General features: G+C 45.9%; 22 protein-coding genes and 1 tRNA gene. 9 read left to right on the plus strand and 14 right to left on the minus strand.

The annotated features are described in order from the left end of the window. The first annotated feature begins 79 nt into the window (after window positions 1-79). Together BST99_RS03480 and BST99_RS03485 are read left to right on the plus strand one after the other, a co-directional pair. Window positions 80-2,026 (plus strand): ATP-binding protein, encoded by a 1,947-nt coding sequence (locus tag BST99_RS03480; RefSeq protein WP_105000560.1) that lies wholly within the window; start codon window positions 80-82, stop codon window positions 2,024-2,026. Continuing rightward, window positions 2,023-2,673 carry a response regulator transcription factor gene (locus tag BST99_RS03485; protein WP_105000561.1) on the plus strand — a complete coding sequence of 217 codons (651 nt, stop codon included), beginning with the start codon at window positions 2,023-2,025 and terminating at the stop codon, window positions 2,671-2,673. The genes BST99_RS03480 and BST99_RS03485 overlap by 4 nt, the downstream gene beginning before the upstream one ends. Here the strand turns inward: BST99_RS03485 and BST99_RS03490 are convergent. From BST99_RS03490 to BST99_RS03510, 5 genes are all read right to left on the minus strand, one after another. Then, window positions 2,670-3,566 carry a hypothetical protein gene (locus BST99_RS03490; protein WP_105000562.1) on the minus strand — a complete coding sequence of 299 codons (897 nt, stop codon included), beginning with the start codon at window positions 3,564-3,566 and terminating at the stop codon, window positions 2,670-2,672. The genes BST99_RS03485 and BST99_RS03490 overlap by 4 nt on opposite strands. A 28-nt stretch (window positions 3,567-3,594) precedes the next feature. Beyond that, the gene (locus BST99_RS03495) at window positions 3,595-4,179 is read right to left on the minus strand and encodes a HupE/UreJ family protein (protein ID WP_105000563.1); all 585 of its coding nucleotides are present in this window, start codon (window positions 4,177-4,179) and stop codon (window positions 3,595-3,597) included. A 1-nt stretch (window position 4,180) separates the two neighbouring features. Continuing rightward, complete coding sequence (locus BST99_RS03500; RefSeq protein WP_146106191.1) at window positions 4,181-4,690, minus strand: DUF6702 family protein; 510 nt, start codon at window positions 4,688-4,690, stop codon at window positions 4,181-4,183. A 3-nt stretch (window positions 4,691-4,693) separates the two neighbouring features. Next, complete coding sequence (locus BST99_RS03505) at window positions 4,694-5,947, minus strand: dipeptidase (RefSeq protein WP_105000565.1); 1,254 nt, start codon at window positions 5,945-5,947, stop codon at window positions 4,694-4,696. A gap of 67 nt (window positions 5,948-6,014) precedes the next feature. Beyond that, a complete protein-coding gene (locus BST99_RS03510; protein WP_181044138.1) occupies window positions 6,015-7,322 on the minus strand; it encodes an SH3 domain-containing C40 family peptidase in 1,308 nt (435 codons plus the stop codon). Between the two features lie 262 nt (window positions 7,323-7,584). On the opposite strand from BST99_RS03510, the gene BST99_RS03515 reads away from it, so the two are divergent. From BST99_RS03515 to BST99_RS03535, 5 genes are all read left to right on the plus strand, one after another. Further along, window positions 7,585-8,802 (plus strand): GTP-binding protein, encoded by a 1,218-nt coding sequence (locus tag BST99_RS03515; protein ID WP_181044139.1) that lies wholly within the window; start codon window positions 7,585-7,587, stop codon window positions 8,800-8,802. Window positions 8,803-8,903: 101 nt separating this feature from the next. Next, window positions 8,904-10,169, plus strand: a complete 1,266-nt coding sequence (locus BST99_RS03520; RefSeq protein WP_105000568.1) for a DUF4198 domain-containing protein — start codon at window positions 8,904-8,906, stop codon at window positions 10,167-10,169. Window positions 10,170-10,173: 4 nt separating this feature from the next. Continuing rightward, on the plus strand, window positions 10,174-10,851 hold the full coding sequence (locus BST99_RS03525) for a HupE/UreJ family protein (RefSeq protein ID WP_105002424.1): 678 nt from the start codon (window positions 10,174-10,176) through the stop codon (window positions 10,849-10,851). Between the two features lie 62 nt (window positions 10,852-10,913). Then, the gene (mog, locus tag BST99_RS03530) at window positions 10,914-11,447 is read left to right on the plus strand and encodes a molybdopterin adenylyltransferase (RefSeq protein ID WP_105000569.1); all 534 of its coding nucleotides are present in this window, start codon (window positions 10,914-10,916) and stop codon (window positions 11,445-11,447) included. Between the two features lie 133 nt (window positions 11,448-11,580). Continuing rightward, entirely contained in the window at window positions 11,581-12,183 is a 603-nt protein-coding gene (locus tag BST99_RS03535; RefSeq protein WP_105000570.1) for a DUF6705 family protein, read from the plus strand. Between the two features lie 389 nt (window positions 12,184-12,572). On the opposite strand, the gene BST99_RS03540 is transcribed toward BST99_RS03535, so the two are convergent. Further along, a tRNA-Ser gene (locus tag BST99_RS03540) sits at window positions 12,573-12,657 on the minus strand. A gap of 122 nt (window positions 12,658-12,779) precedes the next feature. Here BST99_RS03540 and BST99_RS03545 point away from each other — a divergent pair. After that, entirely contained in the window at window positions 12,780-13,559 is a 780-nt protein-coding gene (locus tag BST99_RS03545) for a sulfite exporter TauE/SafE family protein (RefSeq protein WP_105002425.1), read from the plus strand. Here the strand turns inward: BST99_RS03545 and ribB are convergent. From ribB to BST99_RS03585, 8 genes are all read right to left on the minus strand, one after another. Continuing rightward, the gene (gene ribB, locus BST99_RS03550; protein ID WP_105000571.1) at window positions 13,556-14,689 is read right to left on the minus strand and encodes a 3,4-dihydroxy-2-butanone-4-phosphate synthase; all 1,134 of its coding nucleotides are present in this window, start codon (window positions 14,687-14,689) and stop codon (window positions 13,556-13,558) included. The two genes, BST99_RS03545 and ribB, sit on opposite strands and share 4 nt — an antisense overlap. A 3-nt stretch (window positions 14,690-14,692) precedes the next feature. Then, a complete protein-coding gene (locus tag BST99_RS03555) occupies window positions 14,693-16,750 on the minus strand; it encodes an LptF/LptG family permease (protein WP_105000572.1) in 2,058 nt (685 codons plus the stop codon). Between the two features lie 3 nt (window positions 16,751-16,753). Further along, on the minus strand, window positions 16,754-17,401 hold the full coding sequence (locus tag BST99_RS03560) for a LolA family protein (RefSeq protein WP_105000573.1): 648 nt from the start codon (window positions 17,399-17,401) through the stop codon (window positions 16,754-16,756). A gap of 17 nt (window positions 17,402-17,418) precedes the next feature. Beyond that, on the minus strand, window positions 17,419-19,887 hold the full coding sequence (locus tag BST99_RS03565) for an FtsK/SpoIIIE family DNA translocase (protein ID WP_105000574.1): 2,469 nt from the start codon (window positions 19,885-19,887) through the stop codon (window positions 17,419-17,421). Window positions 19,888-20,017: 130 nt separating this feature from the next. Then, window positions 20,018-20,392 carry a diacylglycerol kinase family protein gene (locus BST99_RS03570; protein ID WP_105000575.1) on the minus strand — a complete coding sequence of 125 codons (375 nt, stop codon included), beginning with the start codon at window positions 20,390-20,392 and terminating at the stop codon, window positions 20,018-20,020. After that, window positions 20,385-20,891 (minus strand): thiol peroxidase, encoded by a 507-nt coding sequence (gene tpx / locus BST99_RS03575; protein ID WP_105000576.1) that lies wholly within the window; start codon window positions 20,889-20,891, stop codon window positions 20,385-20,387. The genes BST99_RS03570 and tpx overlap by 8 nt, the downstream gene beginning before the upstream one ends. Window positions 20,892-20,931: 40 nt before the next feature. Next, window positions 20,932-22,407, minus strand: coding sequence for a Na+/H+ antiporter NhaC (nhaC, locus tag BST99_RS03580; RefSeq protein WP_105000577.1), 1,476 nt, complete (start codon window positions 22,405-22,407; stop codon window positions 20,932-20,934). Between the two features lie 52 nt (window positions 22,408-22,459). Further along, window positions 22,460-23,671, minus strand: a complete 1,212-nt coding sequence (locus BST99_RS03585; RefSeq protein WP_105000578.1) for a trans-sulfuration enzyme family protein — start codon at window positions 23,669-23,671, stop codon at window positions 22,460-22,462. Window positions 23,672-23,840: 169 nt separating this feature from the next. Here BST99_RS03585 and BST99_RS03590 point away from each other — a divergent pair, with 169 nt between their 5' ends. Beyond that, complete coding sequence (locus tag BST99_RS03590) at window positions 23,841-24,305, plus strand: Lrp/AsnC family transcriptional regulator (protein WP_105000579.1); 465 nt, start codon at window positions 23,841-23,843, stop codon at window positions 24,303-24,305. Window positions 24,306-24,313: the final 8 nt, after the last annotated feature.

Below are 24,313 nucleotides of genomic sequence, written 5' to 3' on the forward strand. Positions count from 1 at the left end.
AGCTGCGTTTAGCTGGCCGTTTATCGGGCTTTGCCTATTTTGTCTGCCAAAGCCCGGTTTCCGGTTAACTCCTAGAAAAATGCATAAGTTCCTGATTTGTTTGTTGTGTTCGCTGTTTTGTTCTGCTTTAACTGCCCAGAACGCCGATAGTCTATTGATTGAAGCGCGCCAACAAAAAGATGACTCCCTTCAATTTTCTCTTTACCGACAAAGTGCGTTCTCTTTGATTTTTAGCGATAAGCAAAAGGCCAAAGAAGTGCTGGAAGAAGGACTGGCCTTATCCCTAAAAAAGGACAACCCGTTGGGACAGGTGAAGTTGCTCTATGTAAAGGGGATTTACATGGATGTTCACCAGCAGTCGGATTCTGCTCACTATTATTTCAGTAAAGGCTTAGAAAAAAGTCGGTCTAATGGGTATAAATCCCAGGAAGCCACTGGAATGAATAATCTGGGGATGTACAATTGGAATATCGGAAAATTCGAGGAGGCTCTCGGGTACTTTTTCGAAGGGCTAAAGCTCAATGAAGCACATGGCGACCCAAAGAATAACGCAAAGTATTTAAATAACATCGGCTTGATCTACCAGGAAATGCTCTTACTTGAAAAGTCCTTGGAATTCCATAGGAAGAGTCTCGCTTTGCGCAAAGAATTTAATTTGCTGAATGAGCAGCCCGCGTCCCTTAATAATATTGGGATTTGCCTGACAGACCTTAAGCGTTATGAGGAAGCAGAGGCCGCTTATATGGAAGGCTTACAAGTGGCTAAGAAAGCCAACAACCTCTTGGAGTATTACCTCTTGTTGGAGAATTTGGGGTATATGTACATGGAGCAAGAAAAGAATGCCTTGGCAGAGGAATACTTCAGTATGGCGCTTGATCGTCCAGAGACCCTTGGACGGGACCCCAAATCTGAATTGATTATTTCAGGGCATTTAATCGGTCTTTACAATAGATTGAACAGGCTAGAAGAATCCCAGCGATATATCCAAAAGGCCTCGGAGATTTTAAAGGAGTATCCTGACTTAAAAACCTATGCCGACCACATTCATGCCAACTCAGTAGAAAGTCATTACCGCTCCCAAAAATTGCTTCAGGCCAGGGCGGCTTTCAAAGCCTATGCTCAACTGAAAGATTCTGTTTTCTCCAAGAATAGCGCTACGGCGCTTGCCGATATGGAAGTTCGCTACGATACCGAAAAGAAGGAGAGAAAGTTACTGGAACAGAAAGTGGCGATGACCGAGAAGGACCTGACGATTCAACGAAAGGAGTACCAGCTTATCGGGCTGATTATTTTGCTTTTGCTCATAGGTCTAATCGGTTATTTGATATACAATCAGCAACAGATCAAACACTTGCAGTTTAAAAAAGAGACGGCACTTCGCGAGGCCATGGCTCAGATTGAAACTCAGAACAAAATGCAGGAGCAGCGTTTAGCGATTTCCCGCGATCTCCACGATAATATTGGTTCCCAATTAACCTTTATCATTTCGTCTATTGATAACCTGGGGTATGGTTTTGAGCTGGAAAAGCCTTTGACCGATAAGCTCAATCAGATCAGTGGATTTACTCGCCATACTATCGGTGAATTAAGAGATACCATTTGGGCGATGAACCATTCCACCATGACTTTTGAGGAACTCCAGGGCCGTATTTCTAATTTCTTAAGTCAAGCACAGCAGGCCGAAGAAAGGATTATGTTTTCTTTTGAAGCGGAAGAAGCCTTACAGCAAAAAGAGCTAACCTCTTTACAAGCCATGAATATCTACCGAATTGTCCAGGAATCGGTCAATAACTCCATAAAGCACGCCAATCCTTCAGAGGTCAAGGTAGAAGCAAGCTTTAAAGAGGGGATTTATTGTACCATCCGTGATAACGGGAAAGGATTCAACCTTCAATCCATCAGTGACGGGAACGGCTTGCACAATCTGCGAAAGCGGGCCGCTGATATCGGCGCTGAAGTGCATATTGAATCGTCCCAAAAGGGGACCTATATCCAATTGTCGAATATCCAAGTTCAGCAGGCATGAAAATAAAGCTCGCCATTGCAGATGACAACCCCTTCATGATGTCGGCGGTTAAGGCTAAAATTGCCTTTTTCCCGGAGATTGATCTCAAATTCACCGCACAATCTGGAACAGAATTGCTTGATCAATTGACAGACAATCACCATATCGATATGGTCTTGATGGATATTGAAATGCCCGGTATGGATGGCATTGAAGCAACGGCGAAGGTCAGTTCTCTTTATCCGCACATCAAGATTATTATGCTTACTGTCTTCGATGAGGATGAGTATATTTTCCAGGCCATTCAGGCTGGAGCTCACGGTTATCTCTTAAAAGAAACAGATCCTAAAAGTCTTTTCAATGGCATGAAGGAAACCCTAGAAGGCGGCGCGACCATGACCCCTTCAATTGCGCTTAAAACCCTGCGATTACTTCGTAATCCTATCGAACCGTTAGAGGAGAAGGAGCGCCTTAAAGTGGCCTTAACTGAACGCGAAATGCAGGTTTTAGAACAATTGGGCAAGGGCCTGTCTTACAAGGCAATTGCAGAGAATTTGATCGTTTCTGTTGGAACGATTCGTAAACACATCGAAAGCATTTACCGCAAGCTCCAGGTTCACAACAAAACCGAGGCCGTAGAAAAGGCTAAAAGAAATAGAATTATCTAGAATTCGATACGGTCGTAGGCCTTGAGGGTTTTTAAAGTCCACAGGGTTTGTATACCGGCCCATTCCAGCTTCATTCCTTCGCTCAGTCCGTACCAGGTATCCCAGCGTCCGTCCGGTTTTTGTTTCTGAATTAGAGCGTTCAGATCCCTTGCGATATCAGAGGTTGTGAAAGAATCCGACAATACATCATTAGGATGCGGTGCAAAATACAGGCGATGTGGCTTTCCGTAGAGGCCCCATCCTTCGTCTGCATAATCATCGCAGATGATTTCGCTGGTCTGGAGCCAATCTTTGTACTTCTTAAGTTCTTTTTTGGCACGATTGCGATCCGGATGGAACTGGAGAAATTGTAATCGGCGAGGGGTGCAGAGGTGGCAAAAAAGGTGTTTTTCTTGAAGGCGATCCAGTTCTTGCCAAACAAATTGATCTGCAGTGTTCATCCAGGGAATGTCAACTTCGTACTTGTAAAGTATGCCAAGAAGTGGAGCCGTGGTACTTAAGGCGGCCCATTCTTTAACCGTTTTAAAATGGTCCGCACAAGGGTAGGAGGAAGTGGGCCTGAACATCCAGGGTACTCCTCCCTTATCCGTTGTTACCTCTTCGAAGTAAGGCATGAAGTCCGAAAGTAAAAGTTCCTTGTTTAGCAATCCTACTTCTTCTATGGTTTCCAAAGCCATGACAGAAAACAAGGGCTGACTTTCTGGAGAGGCTGTATCAGGCTCCATCCCGTGACCAAAACCTCCATCGCGATTGCGGTAAGCGTAAACGGCATGAAATACTCCTTTCGCCGGACCTCCTTCAAAGTGGTAATGGAAAAGCCGGCGTTCAATCATGCGGGCATTGGTCAGGATAAAATCCCGCGCTTTTAGGTACTGCTCTCTGGAGAGTTTCATAGGCAATCATTCATAATCCAGTGGGCCCTTAGAGGTTTTCTGCAATGGAGATCAAGGCCATTCCTGCCGCGGCCCCTGAAATAAATAAATTCCATTCTCGGTGCTTGACGCGGATGATATTTAAAAACAGAAACGATAGTCCGGTAATGATCAAAACAATGAGCAATTGCCCCAATTCAATACCAATATTAAACCCGAAAAGAGGCTCCAAAAGGTTGGATGATCCCATCAGAAGGCTACGCAGGGAGTTCGAAAAATCCATCCCGTGAATCAAACCGAAGAACAGGGCCATAAAGTAATTCCGTTTCATAGAGCTTTGGGCAGCTAACTGACTGACCTGACTCCCAAGGACATTGCTAAAGGCCGTAATGAGAATGGTCATCGGAATCAGTACAGAGATCACATTAGAGGGTATGCGCAGGATATCCGTAAGCACCAAGAACAGCGTAATGCTGTGCCCAAGGGTGAAGGCCGTGACCAACCATAATATCTTGCGCCATTGTTCAATGCGGTAAACAGCACAGAGCACCACCAAAAACAAAATATGGTCGTAACCAGCCAAATCTGAAATATGGTCAAAGCCAAATTTTACGTAGAACCAAAAGGTATCCATGCTAGTACTTTAGGTGATGAACTGGTGTTTTTTTACTCAACATAAGGCTTTTGGATTTTCCCCTTACATGGACGTAAACAATATTGTTTTGATCAAAAAAAAGATCCGTAAAAACAGCATTCTTTATCTCCAATGACTTCAACGAAGTAGGTTGATCCAATTCGAAGTAGAGCCATAGGGCCGTGTCTTCTCCCTCTCCAGCGAGTTTTTTGCGTTGAATTTTAAGTTTTTGCCTCTTGTTGTTCGATTTGATGTAGAAAAACCGATCTAAGTAATTCAGCAACAGCGTTTCCGCGTTTTTTGCCTCATTGGGTTGACAAAAAGCCAATTCCTTACTGTTGGGATCAAAGACCAAGGCTTCATTGACGTCCGTCAAAAACAGTCGAAGATTAACGGTTATTTTATTCTTCTTTTCGTCCCATTCAATCTCGCAAAGCGACAAGCGCAGAGGGTGCGCCAAGCACAATTGCGTTGTTACAAGGGCAGTAAAAAGAAGGAACGTTCTGATCACGGATTAGCTTTGAGCATTTTCTTTGGCGTAGGCCTGAACTTCTTTGAAAACACGAATCAGGTTACCTCCCCAAATTTTTTCGATTTGCTCTTCACTATAACCGCGTTTAACCAGTTCGATGGTGATGTTCATGACTTCACTGGCGTCAAAAACTCCTTGTATTCCACCCCCTCCGTCAAAATCACATCCAATTCCAACATGGTCAATACCAGCCACTTTGACGATATGGTCAATATGGTCAACAACGTGCTCCACTGTCGCTGGGGGCGCAGGGTATTTTTCGTTGATGTCTCTAAAAGCCTGGCGTAGCGCATCGCGTTCCTCGTCCGTCATCTCGCCAATAGGCTTCATATTGGCTCTTAAAGCGGCCATTGCAGAATCGCGTTCTACATTGGGTGGGGCTTCACGGAGGTAATCTGCAAGCATAGTCAGTTGAACAACCCCTCCATTATCAGCCATGAGCTTGAGCATTTCGTCTGTCATGTTCCGGCGGTGATCCGTAACGGAACGCGCATTGGAGTGACTCGCAATAATAGGGGCTTTAGACAGCTTAACCGTATCGTAAAACAGGCTGTCATTTCCGTGAGAAACGTCGACCATAATGCCCAATCGATTCATCTCTTTGACGACTTCTTCTCCGAAAGTGCTCAAGCCTCCGTGTTCAGGTCCTTCTGAATCCGTTGCCGAGTCAGCAATATCGTTGTTGGAGGAGTGTACCAAAGTGATGTAACGTACTCCTTTGTTGTAATAAAGTTCAACGTTAGAAAGGTCATTCCCGATGGGGTAACCGTTTTCTATTCCAATGTAGATCGCTCTCTTTCCTTCATCTTCCAAAGCATAAGCATCTTCAGGATTAAGGGCCAAACCAACAATATCGGAATTGCGGCTGGTGGAAGCGACAATACTGTCGATCATTTGCAGGCAAAGGGCTTTTGCTCGGCTGTGCCCGTCATCATCCCGGATATCCTGAGCGACAAAGGCCGCAAAGAAGATCGCGTCCAGATCGCCTTCTTTCATTCGAGGGTAATCCACTTTCGACCCCGTTTCTTTTGGGTCGTGGCGAACCGACATATCAAAGCCCGGTTCGATCATCCGAAGCGGTGTATCGGCATGGGTGTCAACGGTTAGTACTCGTTTGTGAATTTCCAGTGCGAGTTCTCGTTGCTCTTCTTCAGTCAGTTCAGCTTTTTCCTGTTCCTCGCAGCCAACACTGATCAAGAGGGTGAGAAGGAATAAAAAAGGAATGTAGTTTTTCATATGAAATGGATTAGTTGAAAGCGAATGAATGTCTAAGGTAAGAATTCCAAGTATGGCATAAATGAATTTAATTGGGTTGTAAAAGGGTCATGGCGTACATCTGATCTAATTGTGACCTCGTTCTGTTTTGCTCGTCTTGACCGAGATGTACAGAAGTGATCACCGACTGCCCAATGACAATTCTTCCCTTGAACTCACCATCATCAGCCTGGTGCATGCCCTCCAAAGGATACTGGTCCAGGTAGTTCCCTAGTTCTTCGTGCGGCACCGAGGATTTTAGTGCCCAGATCGCATGAAAAATCAAGGGTTCCCCCTCAGGACTCTTCCCTACATAGAGCATGTTATGCCCTTTTTTTCGAAGGATGGTTAAGAAGGGAACAGCCTCCTTTTCGATGAGTTCTAGTTTTTGATCGGCCGTATCGGGCAAGTCATAGTGATGGCCCATTTCCATCTGATCTCCTGAATCTCGAGGAAGCCAAATTTGGTAGGTGCTCATTAAATCCCGGATCATCGAGGAGCAGTCTCGGTTTTCTAATGCTCCACCCCAGCCATAAGGCCGCCCGAGAAGGGCACTTACCAGGGGTTTTAAGGTCTTTTCTTCAAACGGATAATCGCCCATGGCTACTTCTTTTTTAGCTACCCTGACTTTCAGGAGACGAGCCTGTTTGTTTTCGGTGCTCGCAGCCATAAATACCTCGAGGCTATCGGCTTGTTTGTCCAGTTCACTATAAGGCAAAAGCATGCCCATCTTGGCTTTGATGGCAAAAAGAGAGCCTTCGGGGTTGAGTACCACATTATCCGAAAGAGGTCGGGCATAGTGACCGGTGGTCCAGGCAGAGATGAACTCTTCATCTACAAGTGCAATAGCTTGCATGCTGACCCAACCTTTATAAATGGGACTGATCACATAGCCCCATTGTTTGTCCCGACTGAGGTGCAGTATCTGTAAAGGAGTATTCGCCCATAAGGCTGTTTCTTGAAAATAGTCGAAGGGGTAGCCTTCACCGGCTTTCTTCGGCTGATCGAATCCAGGACGTTCTGTGGGTAGTCTGCGCAGGTCTGTATGTTGAACGACGAGTCCCTTATGAACAAAATTGGGGAAACTGCCCGCATCGGCATTGGCGATTAAGGCCTCTCTTTCTTGCCGATTGTGCGGTTTCTTATGCTCTCCATACCAATTGTCATCTGCCCGGTATTTTTCTAAATAAGTCAACTCTTTACCCGGAAAAGAGGCGAGTTTGGCGAGTAAAGAATCGGGCGAGGATGCCCAGGGGAGCAGGGAATTCTTCAGGAAGGTTGTCTGGGTCTTTGTACTAATTTTGATGGGCTTTTTGGGAAAAGACAACTGCTCTAGGCGGTATTCTATAACCTTCACTTCTTCAGGCTTGCTATTATCGGTGCAGGAGACAAGAAGAAAAATACACGGGATTATAATGGGCTTAGGAAGAAGTTTAAAAGACCAGGGGTGATTCATAGGGGCACTTTAGGATACTGAAAGTTAGTCTATTTAGAAAAAGGCCAGACTTCCATAACGCGAAATGACGTTTCACAGGTAAAAAAATATTATTTCAAGATTAAATGCAACTAAGTCGCATTTAGATGTAAATTTACAGTCTCTATTTCTGAAAATGAATTCGATGCAAAAGAAATTACCTGTTACCGTACTCAGCGGTTTTCTAGGCGCTGGCAAAACCACCTTATTGAATCACGTTCTTCACAATAAAGAGGGATTGAAAGTAGCTGTTATCGTCAATGACATGAGCGAGGTTAACGTAGACGCTGAACTGGTCAAGAGTGAAAATACCCTTTCGCGTACGGATGAAAAGTTGGTGGAGATGAGCAATGGCTGTATCTGTTGTACACTCCGAGAAGATTTGATGATCGAGGTGGAACGACTGGCTAAGGAGAACCGATTCGACTACCTGCTCATCGAGAGTACTGGGATCAGTGAGCCCATTCCAGTGGCCCAAACTTTTTCTTTTGTCGATGAAGAAAACAACATTGACCTTTCTCGCTTTAGCTACGTAGACACCATGGTAACCGTGGTGGACGCCTTTAATTTCTTTAAAGATTTCGGCAGTCCTGAGACCCTGATGGATCGTTCCTTGACGGATATGGAAGGCGATTATAGAACGGTGGTCAACTTGTTGACGGATCAAATCGAGTTTGCCAACGTCATTATTCTGAACAAAACGGATTTGGTCTCCAAAGATCATTTAGGAATCCTGGAGGCGACAATTAAAAAACTCAACCCTTCGGCCCGTGTAGTAGAATCTTCATTCTCTAAAGTTAGCCCTTCAGAAATCCTACACACGGGCCTTTTTAATTTCGAGGAAGCCGAGCAAAGTGCGGGTTGGATAGAAGAACTCAATAAGGAAGAGCACACACCAGAGACCGAAGAATATGGAATAGGGTCCTTTGTTTTTAGGAGTAAGCGCCCTTTTGATCCGGTTCGATTTTGGGACTACGTTCAACATCGTTTCCCTCACAATATAATTCGCAGTAAAGGCCTCTTTTGGGTGGCTTCGCGCCCTGATCAGGCCCTGATTTGGGGTCAGGCAGGAGGATCACTCCGTACAGATGCTGCAGGTGTCTGGTGGTCCAGTATGCCCTTTAAGGAAAGAGCAGAGTACATCGCTTTTCTTGAAAATCAAGACCAAATCGAGGAGAAATGGGATCCCACTTTCGGAGATCGCAAAAACGAAATCGTCTTCATTGGTCAGGATATGGACGAACGGCAGATTCGTTTGGCATTAGAAAACTGCCTTTCTACGAGCGAAGAATTGGGTTCCGAGAAATGGAAAAAGGGCTACGATGATGAGTGGCCCGTACCTCGGCCATACTCCGTGGAATAGCTACCCTAGAACGGGGATACCAGAAACCTAGTCGAATTTTGACAGGGGAGGTTTTTCGTCTTTTGACTTTTCCGTACATTCTACCATCAAAAATTTGAGTTATGCGCAAAGCCCTCTATCTCGTATTCGCTGTGCTGCTATTATGCAGTCATGATCTTTATATCAGGATGGACGCCTATTTCTTGGAAGCCAACCAGGAGGCAGTTTTGAATTTATATAATGGAACCTTTGAGAAAAGCGAAAACCTGATTACGCGGGACCGCATGTTGGATGCGTCTTTGGTCGGTGGAGGAAAGCGTCAGGCCATTGCGGAGGAGCAGTGGTCGGACCAAGACAGTACCATCAGTCAGGTTCGCTTCCAAGTGGGGGAAGAGGGAACCTATGTCGCAGGTGTTTCCACTAAAGCCCGAAATATTGAGCTAGCAGCTCAGGACTTCAACGACTACTTAAAACATGACGGTGTCTTGGATATGTTGGCTAAAAGGCAACAAGAGGGCACTCTTGAAAGCGACGCAGTTGAAAGCTATGAAAAGCATGTAAAAGCCATCTACCAGGTAGGAGAGGTCAAGACCGATGATTGGAATACCGTTTTGGGTTATCCAATAGAGTTTGTTCCCCTAGAGAATCCCTACGATCAGTACAGTGGAGGAAGCCTTAAGGTTCAACTTTTGTTAGATGGAAAGCCTCTGCCTAATCAATTGGTTTATGCTGATTATGTTGGCGGTGAACACGACCACGACCACGGGGACGCAGATCACGGCCACAGCCATGATAAGGCGGAGGAGCACGCCCATGATCACGGTGACGGTGGTCACAGCCACAGTCATGACAAAGCGGAAGAACACAGCCATGATCACGGCGACGGTGGTCACAGCCACAGCCACGACAAGGCGGAGGAACACTCCCACGATCAAGGTGACGGCGATCACAGCCACAGCCACGACAAGACGGAAGAGCACTCACACGATCACGGTGACGGCGATCACAGCCACAGCCACGACAAAGCGGAGGAACACTCCCACGATCACAAGGAGGAGCTTCATTCCCATGCCGAAAAGGAAGCAGAAGAAACCCATACACACACCAGTGGCCAGGAATTGCTCACCAATGCCCAAGGAGAGGTTGAAATTAAATTGCCGGCTGACGGGGTCTATTACCTTCGAACGATTTACATGAGAGAAGTGGAAGGCAGCAATGAGCTGACCCACCGATCTAAATGGGCCACTTTAAGCTTTGAAGTTACCCATCAGCATGGGGAAGGAACGCATACGCATGAGCATGAAGAGGGAGGAATACCTACCTGGGTCTTTGCTTTAGGAAGTCTTTTGGTGGTTGGAATCTTGTTCCTGGTTTTTAGAAAAAAGTAAGCTTATGCGATTTACGACTCGAGGCCTGTTTTCTGTATTGCTTTTTTTGGTTCCCTTATTGGCTTTTGGGCATGAAGTCAGCAGTGCGGATCAAGAAATACTTCGTACAGGAGGTTTATGGGCCTATATCCGTGTTGGAGCCACCCATATGCTCACCGGTTATGATCACTTGCTCTTTTTGACAGGGGTGATCTTTTACCTCAATGGATTTAAAGACATTTTAAAGTTTATTACGGTTTTCACCATTGGGCACTGCATCACCTTAATAGGGGCCACCTATTCCAGCATAACGGCCAATGAACATTTGGTGGACGCTGTGATTGCCTTAAGTGTACTTTACAAAGGCTTCGAGAATCTTGGTGGATTTGATAAGATTGGATTTAAGTCTCCGAACCTCTTGCTGATGGTTGGTCTCTTTGGTTTGATTCACGGCTTTGGTCTTTCTACTCGTCTTCAGTCTTTTGATATCGGGAGTGAACAGTTTCTTGCGAAAATCCTCTGTTTTAATTTGGGGGTAGAAGTAGGGCAGGTCCTGGCTTTAATCCCGATTGTCTTTATCATTACCTTATCGAGAAAGCACGCCCAATTCCCCGCCTTTTACAAAGCGATCAACTGGTATTTGGTCCTCGCCGGAATTGGACTGTTCTTTTACCAGATGTACGGCTATTTTAATGGACACTAAGGGAGAGGTTAACCCAATTTTCTTGATTAGCTTTACTGAACAAAACCAAAAGTTCAGTTTCATTGGATACAGCAAAAATTGGAATCATTAATGTTTCGGATCGAGCGAGCCGCGGTGAATATGAGGATATTCCTGGGAAGGAAGTAAAACGCCTACTCAACCTATGGTTAACGAGTCCTTGGGAAGCTGAATACGCCGTCATTCCCGATGAGCAGGATCTTTTGGAAAAAGCCATGATTGAAATGGCTGATATCCATTCCTGCTGTTTAATCGTCACTACTGGAGGAACCGGTCCGGCGGTCCGCGATGTTACTCCAGAAGCTACAGAAGCAGTCTGCGAAAAGATGATGCCTGGATTTGGAGAGCAGATGCGGCAAGTCAGTTTGCAGTATGTACCTACCGCCATTCTTTCAAGACAAACCGCCGGCATTCGGGGAAAATCCTTGATTGTCAACCTGCCGGGTAAACCCAAAGCAATTCAAGAGTGCTTGGAAGCGGTCTTTCCGGCGATACCTTACTGCATCGATTTGATTGAAGGGCCTTATTTAGAAGTCAATTCTGAAGAGATGAAGGTCTTTAGACCCAAAAAGGGTTAATTGTTCGCAATCCGGTGCTTTTTCTCTTGGAGGTAAAGTGTTCCAGGTTTCTTTAGTTTAAGTGATTTAAACAAAATGTATACTACATTAGTTTAATTGCGATTATAGGTTAATGTCTGCTTGAAATAATATTATGAAAAGAATAATCATCATATTTCTAACATTAACTGCTTTCTCTTGCAAAGCACAGTCATTAATAAAGCCACTTGACGGAGGTGGTTCTTGCCCAGTGTTTGATACAAATTGCTATGAAAAGGATACAACAAATGAATTACTAAAATTTTCAGGCACTTGGAAGTACCAAAGCGGAAATACGGAAATCACATTTAAGCTAAAAAAGGAAGAGCATTATCAAATTTCAAATAATAGAAATTTCCTAGATCTGCTAGTTGGTGAATATCAATACGTAGAAAATGGTTTAGAATTAGCAAACACTTTAGCTCAATTTGATAATCCCTTTGTTTCAGGCTATAGACATAGCATAAGTGGTAGTGTCTTTATGCATAGGTTACCATCCTATTATTGCGAAGACAATAGTGAGCCCGCTGAGATTAAAATTAATGTTAATATTAGTCACCCGACGGATACTGATGTAGATGGACAACTTATTTTAAGATATGTTAATGACAGCGAAATAGAAAAACTAGAAGTTTGTGTTTATGACCAAACTACACTAGGTAGTGGAGATGTCAGAACATTAATTCCTGACGGTCAATATGTTTTTGTGAAACAATAAAACTAGCCATATCATTCTATAAATTCAATTGCTTTAAAAGGCTATACTTTGTGATGATTGTTTTTGTAAACTAGAGAACTAAACTGAGTGTTGAACTCATCTTCACGCCGCTGTAATATAAATGAAACTAATGTAAAATATTAGGTTCCATCCGGCCTCCGCACCTGACAATAAAGCCTAGATTGCTTTGTAATCTCGCCTTTTTCTTTTTCCTCGCTTTTAAGGAGGGATTCACTTCGTGATCCCTACGGTCTCCGCACCTGACAATAAAGCCTAGATTGCTTTGCAATCCTTCGCTTTTTCTTTTTCCTCGCTTTTAAAAGCAAGCTTTTAACGCTCCTAAAAAGAAAAAGCCCGATTTTCTAGCGAAAATCAGGCTTTGCTCTAAGCGGAGGAAGAGGGATTCGAACCCCCGGAGGTGTGACCCTCAACAGTTTTCAAGACTGCCGCATTCGACCACTCTGCCATTCCTCCAATAAAATCGAAACAAGTTGACTCCTTGTTTCGGGCTGCAAATATAGGAAGCTTTTTCAAAATTGGGAAAGGGAATTTGCATCAGAGATTCAGAAGATCAAAATAAATGTACTTTTGCCCGCATGGAAGCTTGGTACACGCAGCCCGTAGAACATTGGTACTACTTTTTATTGTTGGTCGCTGTCGGTTTTGCCGTCGGTTTTATCAATACCCTGGCCGGAGGAGGATCTCTCTTGTCCTTGCCGACCTTGATCTTTTTGGGCTTGCCACCAGCAGTGGCTAACGGGACGAACCGCGTCGCCATTGTTATTCAGACGGCCCTCGCCACGGCAGGCTTTAAAAGCAAGGGCGTCTCTACCTATCCCTTCAATGCTTATTTGGGTATTTCGGCCTTGATTGGCGCCATCATAGGAGCTCAGATTGCAGTCGATATCAAAGGCGAAACCTTTAATCGGATTCTGGCCATCATCATGATTGTGGTTTTGGTGCTCATTGTTTTCAGGCCCAAAATTGATATTCAACAGCTGCAGGAGCGCACGACCGGGAAGCACCTATGGATGGGGATTGGAGCTTTCTTCTTATTTGGTATCTACGGTGGGTTCATCAATGCCGGCATCGGCTTTGTCATCATTCTGTTTCTCCACTATGTCAACCATATGACCCTGGTACGGGTTAATGCCACCAAAGTAGCCGTAGTGTTTACCTACACCTTGTCGGCCCTCTTTATTTTCGCTATGAATGACAAGGTCAACTGGCTTGTCGGTCTGGTTTTGGCCTGCGGAAATGGGCTAGGGGGCTGGGTAGCCAGCCGCGTATCCGTAAATAAGGGAGACGGATTCATCAAAGTCTTTTTGGTGATCATGGTGGTCGCCATGGCCATCAAACTCTGGTTCTTTACCTAGTAGCTAACGTACTCTACAATTTCAAGTCCGTAACCGGTTATCCCAACACGCTTGGCCTGCTCAGAGTTGGTCAGTAAACGCATTTTAGAAATATTGAGGTCGTGAAGGATTTGGGCCCCAATTCCAAAGTCTTTGTTGTCCATTTCAATTCGTGGAGCAGGGGTGACCTCCGCATCATTAGAAGCCTCTTTATACGCGCGCAGACGCCCGAGTAGGTCAAAGGACTGATTCCCTTGATTGATAAAGACCATGGCCCCCTTTTCTTCTTTTTCCAGGGCTTTAAACATGCGACTTAGGGCCTTGTCCGGATTGGTAGTCAAGGTGCCCAATACATCGTTATTGACCAGGGTAGAGTTGATACGGGTCAGGATGGGGTCTCCCTTTTCCCAGGAGCCTTTTACCAAGGCAATATGTACTTGTTCGTTCGTGGTTTGTTGGTAGGCCACCAGTCGAAAGCTTCCAAAGCGGGTTTGAATGCTGAAATCCTCTTTTCGCTGAATCAGACTATCGTGCTCCATACGGTACGATACCAGGTCTTCGATCGAAACAATTTTTAAGTCGAAACGCTCTGCCACCTTCATCAATTCCGGTAAACGCGCCATGGAGCCGTCTTCGTTCATGATCTCTACAATCACCCCAGCAGGTTTCAATCCAGCCAAACGGGCAAAATCGATAGCTGCCTCCGTATGACCGGTCCGACGCAACACCCCACCTTCTTTAGCAATCAGAGGAAAGATATGTCCTGGACGAGCCAATTCATGCGGCTTGGTTTCTGGCTTGATAAGGGCCTGCAAGGTTTTTGCACGATCACTAGCCGAGATTCCTGTAGTCACGCCCTCGCCACGCAGATCGACAGAGACCGTAAAAGCGGTTTCTAAGGGGTCTGTGTTGTGACTGACCATTTTGTGGAGTCCGAGTTCCTTGCAGCGACTCTCGGTCAAGGGAGCGCAGATAAGCCCTCTTCCGTGGGTGGCCATAAAATTGACCAGTTCCGGAGTAACCAATTCGGTGGCCGCTAAAAAGTCACCCTCATTTTCTCGGTTCTCATCATCGACGACGATGATCACTTTTCCAGCCCGAATATCTTCAATGGCTTCCGCGATGGTGTTGAGTTGGATGACGTCTTTCATGAATTATCGGATTTGCTTGGATACTTCTTTCAGGTCCTTCAATGTCATCCAGTGATAGGCGATAAAAAAGGGAATTCCGACAAGAAGCAATACAAAGGCATTGTTGGGAGCTTTACGCTGGGCCAAGTCGTAAATCTTACGGTGTTGCGCCAGCGAACGGATAAGGTTGTAATAGAGTACGATCAATAAAATAATCAATACCCCAATTATGATGATCTGGGCTTTTTCGTCTTTGAGTACTCCGCCTAGAATTAGCCCTACCATAGTTAAAAACCAGCTGATTGAACCGTAGAGGGTACTGCGTTTAAATCGCTCAATGAACAGTTTGCATTGCTGATAGCGATTATTAACCAACTTGGCTTTCTGTTTGAGATCATCCAGACCAACGCCTCGTTTTTCTAAAATCTTGATTGCCATAAAGCGGAAATCTTCCGGGTACTCGAATTGCTCAAAATTCTGAACCACATCCTCCAGTTGGTGATTGGGGAGGGGGTGAAGCTTTTCAAAGGCTTCCGATTGGGTGTCCACTACAAATTCCTGACTGGCCTGAAAAAGTTCGGTGAGGGACTGATCTTCTTCTTCAACTGTTTCTTCCTCTTCCTTTTTCCGCTTAAAGAATTTTAGGAGCGGTGCCAATTTGTTACTGATGTTCATCAGGCCGCGATCCGCGGTCGCTCTCTTGGTCAGGTAAATACCGAAAGGCATCATGATTAAGGTCGAAAGCCAGGCGCCCAGGGCCGGGTTGATTGCTCCCTTTTTGGCGGCATTCTCAGCGGCTACACCTATAAAGTGGTAGGTGAGGAACAACAAAATGGCGATCACCATAGGCAATCCCAATCCTCCTTTTCGGATAATCGCTCCAAGTGGAGCCCCGACGAAAAACAGAATGATACAAGAAAAAGCAAAGGCGTATTTCTTGTTCATGGTCAGGATATGGCGGTTGTAAATCTCGAAGCGTTTTTCGAGTTCTTCTTTCTTGATGTTGACCGTATTGATCACGTTGGTCACATTGGCCTTAGCACTATTGAGTACTTGAGTCCGCTTCCATTCCGGTAGGAGCTCCAGGAGGTCTTTGGCGGCAAGAATGCTGTCCATGGGCAAGGGTTCCGCCTTAACTTTCTTCTTATTCTGATAAGTACTATCGACCGTTTTTACAGGGAAAGCACCCATCCGAATGGTGATGTTCTTAGAAACAGCCTTGACCTGCTTGACGTTGTTCTCTCTCAAGGAGTCAATGTCTTTTCGCAGGCGAGACACGTTCTTCATCTTATCCGTGGTCTGCCCGGTTTCCTTTTCGAGGTCCTTATCGTTGAGCGAAGAGACATCGATATTCTTGGTATAGGTATCAAAGTAGGCCCGTGCAAAGGGGCGCTTTCTTTTTTCTTTGGGTTTGGTCGGCTGCACGTCTTGGTAGTAATAACCGTCGTAGAGTATCAGCTGAATCAAATCCGAAGTCTTGCTGCTGATGAGTTCCCCGTTTTTGGCGCGGATTACGGTCGTGTTTTGCTGATTGGCCGCTTTTTGGTGAATGATGACATCCTCCAGATACTGATCGTCCGGGCCTGATTTTTTCTCGACCTTGATGTTCATGTCTGAACCCTGTATATCGGTAAAAACCCCTTCGACAATTACCGCCGTAGGCTTGAGCTTCGCGATGTTTCGGCGCATGCTGTAGGTTTTCTGTTCAGAGCGCGGAATGATGTCGTTGGCCAGGAAGAAGGTGCCTACTCCCAGAATACAACAAAAAATGACCAGGCTGCGCATGGCGCGTTGCAAAGAAAAGCCGCTGGCCTTCATGGCAGCGAACTCGTAGTTTTCGGCAAAGTTTCCGAAAGTCAGAATAGAGGAGAGCAGTACTGTAAGGGGAAGAATTTTATCAATCAGCGTCGGCAAGTAGTTGATGACGAACTTGATGATAATCCCCAAATCCAGATCCTTTCCGGCCAATTCACTGATGAACAGCCAGATCGTTTGAAAAATAAAGATGAATAAAAGGATCGCGAAAGAACTGAAAAAATTGAACAGGAATCGCGTTAAAATGTACCGGTCTAAAAGCTTCACTCTCTAGTTTCTGACGATATAGTAGCCTTGGTTTTCGTACTTGGCTTCGTCAAAGGTAAATAAGCTTTTTGAGAGCGGTTGGTTCGTTTTCAAAGAATTCACAGTTATCGTGGTCTTTGTACCGTTCTTTCCGGTCTCGATGAGTTTGTAGATGTTCTTGGTTTGCACATCAATACCCAACAAGATCGATTTAATCTCACTCTTGCTGTCGATCGGAATCAACTTGACGTATTGAATCATGCGCCCATCGGTCTTCTGTTCGATATCCCAAGAATAACGGTGCCCTGATTTGTAAAAGGTCAGCATTTTTGACGGGGTAACCGTATTTTCTTCTTCCGTGTAGTCCTCAATGATCACTTCTTCATTCTCGGGAATGATGGTGTAGACTTTTTTTCCGTCATACAACTGCTGAGCGCCAAAAAGGTTGAAGAGGTATTTATCGCCCGACATGGTTACATCTCCACGGGTTTCTTGATGTGTTTTGGTTTCGCTGTTGTCCAAGGCGTATTTGAAGTCGACCTGGATGTTGTCGTAGCTGTTTACTTTCTTGTACACTTCATCCAGCAAGGCCTTGGCCTTGTCAGCATTCTGACCAAAGGCAGTTACGCTTAAGAAAAAGGCTCCGAGAAGGAGTAGTTGTTTTTTGAACATGTCGTTTTTCGTTGAAATTAAGTGGTTTCGTTTTCCAGCAATTGCTCCAGTGAATACATATCTGGCACCAGAACCTGACGGGCCTTGCTGCCTTCAAACGGCCCTACAATACCCGCGGCTTCCAGCTGATCGATAATGCGTCCGGCTCGATTATAGCCCAACTTCAGTTTTCGCTGAATCAGAGAGGCAGAGCCTTGTTGTGCGGTTACCACCACCTCGGCCGCGTCTCTGAACTTGCTGTCACGCTCCGAAACGATATTATCAATACTCGTGCCAGAATTCTCGTCTACATACTCCGGTAATAAGTGGGCTTCCGGGTAGGCGCGTTGGCTTCCGATAAATTCTGTAATCTGCTCGACTTCTGGGGTGTCCACAAAGGCACATTGAAGGCGTGTTACGTCGTTCCCTTGGGTGTAGAGCATGTCTCCGCGACCAATCAACTGATCGGCTCCAGGACCGTCTAAAATCGTTCTGGAATCGATTTTGGAAGTCACTCGGAAGGCGAGTCGAGCCGGGAAGTTGGCTTTAATGATCCCGGTAATCACGTTGACCGAGGGACGCTGCGTCGCAATGATCAGGTGAATACCTATGGCTCGGGCCAATTGGGCTAAGCGTGCAATGGGGGTTTCTACTTCCTTACCGGCTGTCATGATCAAATCTGCAAACTCATCAATGACCAAAACGATATAAGGTAAGTAGCGGTGTCCTTCTTCGGGATTCAGGCGTCTTGCCTTGAACTTCTGGTTGTATTCTTTAATGTTCCTTACCATGGCTCCCTTCAGGAGTTCATAGCGGCTGTCCATCTCGATACAAAGTGAATTCAAGGTGTGAATCACCTTGGTGGTATCGGTAATGATGGCTTCCTCTGAATCTGGAAGCTTGGCCAGGAAATGGCGCTCAATTTTGTTGTACAGGGTTAATTCCACCTTCTTCGGATCCACCAGGACAAATTTGACCTCGGCCGGGTGCTTCTTGTAGAGCAAGGAACTAATTACGGCATTTAGTCCAACGGACTTACCCTGTCCGGTGGCACCCGCCATGAGCATGTGGGGCATCTTGGCCAGGTCGACCACAAAGGTTTCGTTGCTGATGGTCTTTCCAAAGGCAATGGGCAATTCCATCTTGGACTTTTGGAATTTTGTAGAGGCGATGACCGATCGCATAGACACCACCGAAGGCTTGGTGTTGGGTACTTCGATCCCGATGGTTCCTTTTCCGGGGATCGGAGCGATGATACGAATACCTAAAGCCGATAGCGATAGGGCAATATCGTCTTCGAGATTTTTGATTTTAGAAATACGCACACCAGCCTCAGGCACAATCTCGTAGAGTGTAACGGTCGGTCCGATGGTCGCTTTGATCTGCGCAATCCCAATCTTGTAGTTTTTTAGCGTCGCTACAATCTTGTTCTTGTTCTCTTCCAGCTCGGCTTTATTGATGGTAATGCCTCCTTCGGCTCCATCCAATCCGTGACTGTCCAGAAGCTTAATAGGAGGGAACTGGTATTTTCCGAGTTCCAAGCGTGGATCGTATTCCCCATAATCCTTGACAAGCTTTTCGGCCTTGATCACGGATTCTTCTTTTTCTTCCTTGACTGCTTCCACCTTAAAGTCGACTTCATCCGTTGGGGCAGGGGCTTGGGCCGCTGCAGGGATTTCGGTATCTAAGGTGACCGAAGTGCTCGGACTTGGAGTAGGTGTAGGCGTAGGGGTTGGGGCAGGAGCGGGACTAGGCCTCGTCTCTGCAACCACTTCTTCCTCCAAATGATTCAATTCAACTTCCTCACTCTTGAGGTCCGCGGTGCTTTCAAAACTTTCTTCGACTTCTTGTCTGTTTCGGCTTAAATCGATCTTTGGTAGTTCGATAGACTGAAAAAAGCGCAGAAGACTGTTCAGCCGGGCGCTAACCCAATTCAGACTTTTATCTGGCGCAAAGTTAAACAGGCGTACCAACGCGATCACCAAGACAAAGATCAAGGTCAAGACCACCCCGAGGGAACCAGTATAATCCTGCAGGAAATCATTGATTTCTGTCCCGACACGTCCTCCCAAGGCATTACCAGGCTCCGAGAAGAACCCGAGGGCAATGCTGCCCCACATCATTAAAAAAAGACCCCAGAACCATTTGGAAACCAATTTTTTTAAGGTCAATCCAAAGAAGTAGTAAAGACCAGTAAGGGTGATCAAAATAGGAATGACAAAGGCGGCCAAACCAAAGCCTTTGTGCATGAGAAAATCCGAGAGGGCTGCCCCGAATTTATTCAAGGCATTGTCAGCCTGAACTTCCCGGCGACCGAGTTCTGTGATGGTGCTCTGATCGATTTCCCAACTCGAAAGGGAAGAGACAAAAGAGAAGAACAAGGCGATGCCTAAAAGCATAAAGAGACTACCCAGAATAATCTGGTTTTGTCTGGAGAGTTTCCAGGAAAAAGGCTTCTTTTTCTTTTTAGTGGATGTAGGTTTTCTTTTCGCGGTTCGCTTGGCCATAGTTACGAGCTGGTATTGGGCTGTTTTGCTTTAACCTCTAAAATTACAAAATCCGTCCAATTATAAGAGGAAAGCGCCTATTTCCATATACGGAAAGCGCTGACTTTTGGATGGTCCAATGAAGAATAATTTAAGAAATCAGGGATAGGGCACGGGGGATATACAGCAGACCTCCTGTGATTAAGGCGATTACGGCCGCAAAAACAACTGCGGCCGCACCATAATCCTTTACACGTTTAATTTGTGGGTCCTGTCGGGACTCCACTTTGTTAGCCAATTCTTCTATCGAAGTGTTTATGGCCTCCAGACCAATGACCAAACCGATGGCCAGATTTTGCAGGATCCACTCGACAGGGCTCAGCTCAGCAAGAAAACCGAGGCCAGTGACCAAGAGGGCGGCCAGGGCATGTACCTGCATATTGGGTTCGGATCGGAAAAGAGACACCAATCCTCGGAGGGCAATGCCCACACTGCGCATTCTTCCTTTAAGAAAGGAATCAGGCATCCATCAAGGCTTCTAAAGCGGCTTTGTAGTTGGGTTCGTTTGCTATTTCAGAGACGAGTTCCTGGTGGAGAACAACTCCTTTTTCGTCCAAAACAACAACAGCTCGCGCCAGTAGTCCTTGAAAGGGACCGTCTTGGAGTTCCACCCCGAAGTGATCTCCAGTATCGCGGAAGCGGAAGTCAGAAAGGGTTTCTACTTTGTCAATCCCTTCAGCACCACAAAATGCAGTAAGAGCGAAAGGAAGATCTCTTGAAATACATAGAACTTTGGTGTTCTCTAATTCAGCAGCTTCTTGGTTAAAGGTGCGAACCGATTGGGCACAAACCCCGGTGTTCACACTAGGAAAAATATTGAGGACAAGCTTTTGCCCTTGGTAGTCCGATAACTGGACATTGGCCATTTCTATATTCACCAAGCGCAAGTTGGCGGCTTGGTTTCCTGCTGCAGGAAGAACTCCTGATGTCGTGCACGGATTTCCTCCGATGGTAATTGATGCCATAGTGTTTTTTTGTTCTGTAAAATTACGACCTGAGAATCACTTAGACAGCCGGGGTGACCAGTTTTTTGATTTTAATCTGGAAGGCTGCAAAGAGCAGGGTCATAAAGGGACTGAGGTAATTGAAGATGGCGTACATCACGTATTCACCAACTCCCACCCCCAATACTCCGCTGTGATAGGCTCCGCAAGTATTCCATGGAATTAATGCCGAAGTTACCGTACCCGAATCCTCCAAGGTTCGACTCAGGTTTTCCGGGGCCAGGCCACGATCTGCATAGGCTTTAGAGAACATTTTACCGGGCACCACAAGGGCGAGGTATTGATCAGAGGCGGTTAGGTTGAGAGCCAAACAGCTCGCTACCGTACTGGCAAAAAGACTGAATGTTGAAGTGGCCAATTCAAGCAGGGTGTTGGTGATTCTTTGCAAGGCCCCTATACCGTCCATGATTCCTCCAAAGACCATGGCGCACATGATCAGCCAGATGGTTCCCAGCATGCCGTACATACCCCCAGAAGAAAAGAGGTCATTCAAGAGCGGGTTAGAAGACTCTACACTGGAGTCGACGGTGATGGAGTTGAGCACTCCTTTGTATGCAGAGGTAAAGTCCAATTCCGTTCCCCCTCCGAGTTTCGCAATAATATCGGGTTGAAAAATCAAGGCAAATACAGCGCCTAGTAAGGTTCCAATGAGAAGGGCCAAAAGAGGTGGGGTTTTCTTGACGATGAGCCCTATAACGACCAATGGAACAATAAATAACCAACCATTAATGGTAAAGGAATCTTTTATTGCTGCCTGAATCCCGGCAGTGTCTGCTTGGCCAGCGGCGTCTTGAAAAAGTCCTAAAATGATAAACACAAAAAGGGTTACTACAATGGTCGGTACGGTGGTGAGGGTCATGTATCTGATATGAGAGAACAATTCACCTCCCGCCATGGCTGGGGCCAAATTGGTGGTGTCGCTCAAAGGAGACATCTTATCGCCAAAATAGGCGCCCGATAAAACCGCTCCGGCGGTCATTCCGGCTGAGATATCGAGGGCGTTGGCAATTCCGATGAGGGCGATACCTACCGTAGCCGATGTGGTCCAACTACTTCCTGTTGCAATCGAAATGATCGCACAGATAACCACACAGGCGGCCAAAAAGTAACTGGGATGCAGAATGTCTAATCCATAATAGATCATAGCGGGAATGATTCCGCTGGCCAACCAGGTACCAGAAAGTGCCCCGACCATCAAGAGGATGAGCAAGGCCGAGGTCGTGGATTTGACATTGGACCCCACTTCGTCCAGCATTTTCTTGTAGCTCACCTTGTTGGAATAACCCACAATCGCGGCAACTGCTCCACCCAATAAGAGAATGAACTGGTTGGAACCACTTAAAGCGTCATCTCCGAAAATGTAAACGTTCAAAGCCAGCAGGGCGACCAAGACAATTACGGGTATCAGGGCCTCAAAAAGGCTGAGTTCCTTGTTTTCTTCAACGAAATTGTCTGGGCTAGGGGTTTGGTTTTCCATATAATAAACTATAAGCCCCTAATATTACGATTTTGTCTCCCGCTCTGCAAGCTTAGGAAAGAGAGTAACTGTCTTTCCAGCCCGTAAGTCCTACCTTCTTTAAGGCCTGTCGGTATCCCATAAAACTGCTCTCGATGTCCCCGTCTAAGCCCACAGAAAAACGAATTAGACCGTCACCGAGACCCATATCGAGCCTTTCATTTTCGGGGATTTCTGAAGAGGTAGAAGTACCCGAAGCGCTGAATAAAGTTTGGTGGTGACCCAGGCTCACGGCCAGATGACCCAGACCGGCTTTCTGCAGCTCTTGCATCAGGGCATTGGCCTGTTCGAAGTTATCTACTTCCAGGGTAAAGAGGCCTCCAAAACCATAACGCGATTGGTGCTGAGCTCGCATAATGTCGTGGTCGGGGTGAGATCTCAATCCGGGATAGGAGACTCGGTATCCCATCTTCTCCAGACCTCGCGCCAGGTAATGCGCATTTTGGCTGTGGCGAATCATACGAACATCCAGGGTTTGAAGGTTCTTGAGAATACCGGCCGCCCGGGTCGAATCCAAGGTGCTGCCAAACAGCATGGCTGCTCCTGTATTCACATCTCGCAGAGTATGGGCCATTTCTGCAGTGCAGCAGGCTACACCGGCTACACAATCGCTATTCCCATTGATAAATTTGGTAAGGGAATGAATGACGATATCGGCCCCGAGTTGAGCAGGTTGTACCAATAGGGGGGTAAAGGTGTTGTCGACAATGAGCTTTAAGCCTTTGCTGTGCGATAGCTGCCCAAGACTCGCAATGTCTGTTATGCGTAAGAGCGGATTACTCATGGTTTCCGTATAGATCACCCGGGTGTTTTCCCGAATGGCTCCTTCGACAGCTGCCACATTGTTGGTGTCTACAAAGGTGGTTTCAATACCGAGTTTTGGAAGAAAGAATTTCATGAAGGCATAGGTGCCTCCGTATATGGTGCGACTAGCGACAATGTGATCTCCTTGACCACAATGCTGCATCAATACGGCACTGATAGCGCCCATACCACTACCAAAAACGACTGCACTTTCGGTCTTTTCCATTTTGGCTAAGGCCATTTCTAAACGTGTAGTCGTGGGTGCTGAATGTCGGCTGTACAAGAAGTGATCTTCACGAGTGCCTTCAAAAGTCTCAATCATGGCATCCGCAGAGGGAAAGGCGTAGGTCGCACTGTCCGATATAGGCGGGTTGATGCCCCACTGAGCTTGTTCATTCGGAGTATAAGGCCAAAGTTTCATAGAAGTTGATTTATTTCTTACTGTAAATCACTTCATTATTAGATAAAAAAACAACTGATATTTTATTTAGATGAAAATATTTCTATGTAACAATAAATACATTGAATATTATTCTAATTTAGTCGTTGAAATACTGAACTCACGGAAACATCTTCAGAATCAAAAATTTATGGAAAGTAAGCTAGACGAGAAAGATCGGGAACTTCTGAATTTATTGCAAAGTCACGCCAAGTGGACCAATAAACAATTCGCCACGGCCTTGGGCCTTTCCAATACCGCGGTTTACGAACGCATTAAGCGACTGGAACGACAAGGGATTATAATGGAGTATGTCGCCTTGCTCGATGCGAAAAAAATAGGAAGGCCTTTTGTCGTATGGTGCCAGGTGCGCCTTGCGCAGCATATGCAACAGAATGTTCGAGAATTTGAAAAGGCGATTGCAGAACTTTCGGAAATAAGGGAATGCTATCATGTCAGTGGGGATTACGACTATATTCTTCGCATCCAGGTAAAAGACCTGGAAGCCTACCGCTCTTTTCTGGTCGAGAAACTAACGAACATCGATGGCATTGGGAATACCCACAGCAGCTTTGTTATTCAAGAAGTAAAACACAGCACAGCCCAATTGTTATAAATAGACAG

Origin of the sequence: Aureicoccus marinus, from assembly GCF_002954325.1 — a bacterium.
GTDB lineage: Bacteria > Bacteroidota > Bacteroidia > Flavobacteriales > Flavobacteriaceae > Aureicoccus > Aureicoccus marinus.